The 433-nt window shown below is 51.5% G+C and carries 1 protein-coding gene; it reads left to right on the top strand.

Annotated elements, in window-relative coordinates; translation table 11 throughout:
* Nucleotides 1–433: MFS transporter (locus J7R10_RS08860; RefSeq protein WP_246787430.1), on the top strand; the 433-nt coding region annotated here is incomplete at both ends.

Here is a 433-nt window from a genome sequence, read left to right as displayed (position 1 = left end):
ATTCTTTCTATCGGTGGTATTTGGAGCATTCCTAACCTCGTTCATCTTCTTCGTTACCGACGGTCGGTATCTGGGCCTACATAGCAGCCAATATGGCGTGATGTTTGCAGCCTACGCGCTTGGTACAATGGCAGGTGCCCTATTTGCGCCGCGTATACGCTATGCACCGGTGCGCCTAGCTGTTCTCACCGCCGGCTTAGGAACGGTTGTCTTGCTGCTTATTCCAGCCTTTTCAAAAAGTGCTGTCGTCGTATGGGGCGTCACCTTTTCCTCTGGCGTTGGAGCAAGCTTATGGTTTATTAGTGTTACCGCCTTCAGGCAGCGCCTCACTCCAAAGAAACTTCTCGGGCGAGCTAATTCTGCTTGTCGGGTGATCGGCTATGCGGAAATGCCGGTCGGAAGCTTTTTGGTAGGCATGAGTGGTTCTTTTATA

The sequence above is a fragment of the Bartonella vinsonii subsp. berkhoffii ATCC 51672 genome, assembly GCF_902825225.1.
GTDB classification, from domain to species: domain Bacteria; phylum Pseudomonadota; class Alphaproteobacteria; order Rhizobiales; family Rhizobiaceae; genus Bartonella; species Bartonella berkhoffii.
Note: the sequence above shows the minus strand (reverse complement) of the source record. Positions and strands in the feature narration are given on the sequence as shown.